The sequence below is a fragment of the bacterium genome (genome assembly GCA_026398675.1).
In the GTDB taxonomy this organism is placed as follows: Bacteria; RBG-13-66-14; RBG-13-66-14; order RBG-13-66-14; family RBG-13-66-14; genus RBG-13-66-14.
The window spans coordinates 1-4,598 of sequence record JAPLSK010000259.1; the positions used below are offsets into that span (position 1 = coordinate 1).

A 4,598-nucleotide genomic window follows, 5' to 3' on the forward strand; every position below is an offset into this window, starting at 1 on the left:
CGAGCTACGCCTCTGGCGAAACCCCTTGTTTTCCCCACGAATCCCATGAGATAGAAAAGAACGGCCCACTCTCTTCAAGAGGGGATTGCATGGCGACCAGGCTTTTATTGGCGATGCCGGCGGTGTTGGCTGGAGCGCTCGTCGTGTCGGCTGAAGCGGTCGAGGTTCCCGCCGACCCCTTCCTTCCGGGAGTGGAGCTGGGCGCCGCGCGCGAGACCGTCAAGCAGGCTCTCCAGGATGAGGGCTACAAGCTCTCCTGGGACGAGTGGTGCCTGTGGGGCTCACGGGACGACCTCTGCGACATCGCCTACTGCTTCGGCGAGTACGGGGAGCTGAAATCCGTCGAGTATCACCAGCGCTGCCCCGGCGACACCTGGCCCGATGCGTCGCTGGAGTGGCGCGACCGCCTGATGGAAACCTTCGGCCCCCGGGCCTCGGTCACCGACGACGAGGCCGACTACTGGTCCGCCGGGGTATACGAAATCGAGATGAGCCTGAAGTACCTCGACGAGGCCGACGGCCTCGATCCGGTGATAGAAATTCTCTTAACCGATTGATAGCTATACACCTCATCCTCGCCGCGACAACCGCCGCCGCAACCCCGCTCCCCTTCGCCTTCGGCCCGCCCTCACGACGCGACATTTACCGAGATGGGCGAGGCGCTCACCGCCGAAGGATGGGAAGTCCGGGGCGACGGCGAGACCCTCTTCGCCTTCTCGGGCCCGCTGGAGCTCTCCCTGCGCTGGGACGAGGACGGGTTCATAGCGGGGGTGACGCTGGTGGAACGCCGGGGGGATGCGGGGGAAGGCTTCGCCGCCCGGCGGTCGGAGCTCACGGCGGCGTACGGCGAACCGTCGGAAGCGGAAGACGACTACGCGCGATGGGAGGCCGCGGGGTATGACGTGGTGCTCGAGGCGTTCGAGTTCTTCGCCGCGGGTGAAAGGCAACCGGCCGTGCGGATCGGATACCTGCGAAACCCATGACGGGAAGGAAAATGAGCCCGCGAGGAATGGTCATGAATCGGCTGACGGTAATCGCGCTTACCGCGCCGACGGCGAGGACCGCCGGTATCATCGCCATTCACCAAGAGTGTGATGGTTAAAACTATAGTTTTTTCCCTGGTCCTGCTTCTGGCTTTCGAGGTCGGGGCGAATCCCGCCTATGAAAACGAACCCGAGCTCAAGCCGGCGGTCATTTTCTTCGGCCTGTATCTCGGCGGTCTGATGGCGGCTTTGCTGAGTCTGGGAGAGGAGGACGGGAACGGCGCGGTCGTGGAGGCGGTGGAGGACCCCTTCCTGCCGGAACTCGCCCTCGGGGCCGCGTCGGGAAAAATCCTCGCGACGCTGGGGAACGCGGGTTGGGCGGTCGAGATTTCCCACGACCGCACCCCCCTCGGCGAGCACTTCATCCTCGAGGGTCGGCGGGGGGACCGGCTCATCCGGTACACCTACGACTCCGCGGAGAACCTGGCGGAGGTCGTTTACGCCGAGCCGCACCCGCCCGACGAGACGCGCACCGAGGCCTACGGGGCGTGGCTCGACGTTTTGAAGGAAACCTTCGGCGAGCCGGAGGTTTCTGGCTCTTTCCATCACTGGGAAACCGGCGTGTACGTAGTGGACATCGGGGCGGAGGACTTCGATTTCGGCGACGGCTCCCCGGCCCCCGTCGTCCGGATAACGATCGCCCGGCTCCCCTAGACCGCGGACGGACCCCGTTCCCGAACCAGGCTCAGTTGCGGCGGAATCGGCTCGAAGCCGAGTTTGTTATTGATGGCGAGCATGGGGGCGTTCTCCCGGGCGTTGCCGGTCACGAGCGCCGGCACGCCCCGCTTTTTGTAGAGCTCCATGGCGGCGTACTTGAGCGCCGTGGCGATGCCCCGCCCGCGGCGGGCCGGGACCGTGCCCGTGATGAGCGGCATGGCCGGCGCGTTCTTCCCCCCGGGGAGCACCAGCCCCGTCACGCCCACAAACTCCGCCCCGTCCAGGGCGACGACGTAAGTAGTCCGGTCCATGGAAGGGCTCTCGAAGGCCCGCTTCCACTCCTCGAAGTCCTGCATGCGGTAGGGGACGGCGTGCGGCACGTCGGCCTCCGAGTCCTCGAAGATGCGCCACAGCCGCCGTTCCTTATCATTGTCGTTGATTTCGGCGTAGGGCCGGATTACAATTCCCTCTAGCTCGACGCGCCGCAGACGCTCGGTAAAATCCGCCGGAGATGGACGCGCAAGCCATGAGGCGGCCGTTCCCCTCGCCGATGAAGCGCGCCAGGAGCCGTTCCGGGGGTATGTTATCCTCCCCATGTTGGGCGTTGGAAAGCGACGCGGGTAGGGGGTTCTCCAGGTTGGAGAGCTCCAGCAGCGCGGGCAGGTCCTCAACTCTGTAACGGCGGATGTTCATCGGCACCCCCCTTTTCAACGAATTATAAGACAAGACGACCGGCGATTGGCGGGCGGGCAGAGCAACGGGCGGGCGGCCGCAGAGGGCCGCCCCTACGGGGAGAATTGAACTGCCCGTACCCTAGGGACGACCATCCGCAGTCTGAACGGGAAGCCGCTATAACGTCAACAACCGTCACGTTCTGACCCGGCAGGAAAGGCTCACCTTGCGCATCTTAGTCACCGGTGGGGCGGGGTTCATCGGCTCGAACTTCGTCCACCTCATCCGACGCGAAAAACCCCGCTGGGATATCGTCGTCCTGGACAAGCTGACCTACGCGGGCAGCCTGGCCAACCTCGACGCGGTCTGGGGCGACATCACCTTCCTGAAGGGCGACGTGGCGGTGCCCGGCAACGCCCGGGACGCGATGGAGAGGTGCGACGCGGTGGTCAACTTCGCCGCCGAAACCCACGTGGACCGCTCCATCGTGGACGCCGACGCCTTCATCCGGACCGACGTTTTCGGCGCCTTCGTGCTCCTGGAAGCGGCGAAGGACCTCGGCGTCAAGCGCTTCGTCCAGGTCTCCACCGACGAAATCTACGGCGAGGTGCTGGAGGGCTTCAGCAAGGAGACCGACCCGCTGATGCCGCGCAACCCCTACGCGGCGAGTAAGGCGGCCGCCGACCGCCTGGCGTATTCTTATTGGGCCACCCACGGCGTGCCGGTGGTCGTCAGCCGGTCGTCGAACAACTACGGCCCGCGCCAGTACCCGGAGAAGCTGGTGCCCCTCTTCATCACCAACGCCATCGAGGGCAAGCCCTGCCCGGTGTACGGCACCGGCGAGGCCGTGCGCGACTGGATTCACGTCCACGACCACTGCCGGGCGATTCTGCTTTTAATCGAGAAGGGCGAAAACGGCGAGGCGTACAACGTCGGCGGGGGGAACCTCCTGAACACGATGGAGATGGGAAGCGCCATCCTGGACGCCGTGGGCGCCGATAAAAAATTACTGAAGCACGTCCCCGACCGACCCGGCCACGACTACCGCTACGCCCTGGACACGGGCAAGATCAAGGCCCTGGGCTGGGAGCCGGAGCACGAGTTCGCCGAGGGAATCCGGGAGACCGTGGCCTGGTACAAAAAGAACAAGGACTGGTGGGAGAAGATAAAGTCCGGCGAGTTCAAGCGTTGGTGGAAGCGATACTACCGCGACCAGGGCCGCGCGTAGGGCTCAAAGGTTGACGGGACGAACCTGTACTTAACGGACCCCCATGGGGGTCCGCTTTTTATATGCGATACGGCGGGGCTACTCCGCGTCGGGCTCCACGGGCGTCGCCTCGGGGACCAGCGGCTCGTCGGTGGGAACGAGGAACGTCTCACCCTCGAGCCGGATGCAGGCCCAGCCGGTCAGGCCACCGACGGTACGGACCCGGGCCCAGTCCCCGGAAACCTCCAGCACCTCCACCACCTCACCCGCGGACAGAAGGCCGACTTTCACGCCGGTGGCGGTGGAGGGGGCGTCGCGCAGGCGCAGGGCGTCGGCGGCAACCTTCATCCGCTCGGGCTGCGTCTCCTCGACGGGGGCGACCTCCTCGGTGTGGGCGACCGTGCTCGGGGTGACGTTGTCCGGGTCCACGCCCAGGGCGAAGAAGGCGTCCTCGATGGTTCGTCGCAAGAGGTTCACGTTGCGCTCGCTGAAGCTCAGGTCCTTCCGGGAGGCGTAGTAGGGCTCGAAGGTCTCCTTGAAAGCGGCCAGGAGCACCGGCGCGGAGGCGGGATCGCCCATGAGCCCCAGTCCCTCGGCCGCGGCCACGTTGACCAGCAGGTTGATGTCGCCCAGGGCCGACTCGACGAGCTCCCGGTCGCCCGGTTCCCCCCGACGGGCCAGATACCAGACCGTGAGCCGGCGCGCCTCGGGCTCGGGGTGGTCCAGGAGCCCCTGCATCGTCTCCCCGCCGACCGCGCGCTTGTCGGTATACAAAACAGGTTGTTGATCAGCGTCTTGCTATAATGCCGGTGGCGAGAGATCCCTGGGTTAGGGAGCTCCACTATCGCCGGTTTAGCAAAGGGGTTCAAGAAATGAGCATTTTCACGCACGACGACTACGTCGCGCTGATTCAACAGTACCCGTATGTAATTGGAAGGTCCGCCGCTCTTCAGCTGCAGGCCCTTTTTATTTTTCTATGCAGCAACCCGATCCCAGCCACAGGACAGCTAACGCCGCAT

At 65.1% G+C, this 4,598-nt stretch carries 6 protein-coding genes; 4 read left to right on the top strand and 2 right to left on the bottom strand.

Annotation, left to right across the window (positions count from 1 at the left end):
• Window positions 1-89: 89 nt before the first annotated feature.
• The 3 genes from NTW26_08065 to NTW26_08075 all read left to right on the top strand — a co-directional run bounded on the left by NTW26_08065 (window position 90) and on the right by NTW26_08075 (window position 1,697).
• Window positions 90-557 carry a hypothetical protein gene (locus NTW26_08065; protein MCX7022207.1) on the top strand — a complete coding sequence of 156 codons (468 nt, stop codon included), beginning with the start codon at window positions 90-92 and terminating at the stop codon, window positions 555-557.
• Between the two features lie 93 nt (window positions 558-650).
• Window positions 651-983 (top strand): hypothetical protein, encoded by a 333-nt coding sequence (locus NTW26_08070; GenBank protein MCX7022208.1) that lies wholly within the window; start codon window positions 651-653, stop codon window positions 981-983.
• 111 nt (window positions 984-1,094) lie between these two features.
• A complete protein-coding gene (locus NTW26_08075) occupies window positions 1,095-1,697 on the top strand; it encodes a hypothetical protein (protein MCX7022209.1) in 603 nt (200 codons plus the stop codon).
• On the opposite strand, the gene NTW26_08080 is transcribed toward NTW26_08075, so the two are convergent.
• Entirely contained in the window at window positions 1,694-2,296 is a 603-nt protein-coding gene (locus NTW26_08080; protein MCX7022210.1) for a GNAT family protein, read from the bottom strand. The two genes, NTW26_08075 and NTW26_08080, sit on opposite strands and share 4 nt — an antisense overlap.
• Before the next feature lie 302 nt (window positions 2,297-2,598).
• Here NTW26_08080 and rfbB point away from each other — a divergent pair, with 302 nt between their 5' ends.
• Window positions 2,599-3,600 (top strand): dTDP-glucose 4,6-dehydratase, encoded by a 1,002-nt coding sequence (gene rfbB / locus NTW26_08085; GenBank protein ID MCX7022211.1) that lies wholly within the window; start codon window positions 2,599-2,601, stop codon window positions 3,598-3,600.
• Between the two features lie 78 nt (window positions 3,601-3,678).
• Here the strand turns inward: rfbB and NTW26_08090 are convergent, their stop codons facing one another.
• Entirely contained in the window at window positions 3,679-4,317 is a 639-nt protein-coding gene (locus NTW26_08090; GenBank protein MCX7022212.1) for an SH3 domain-containing protein, read from the bottom strand.
• Window positions 4,318-4,598: the final 281 nt, after the last annotated feature.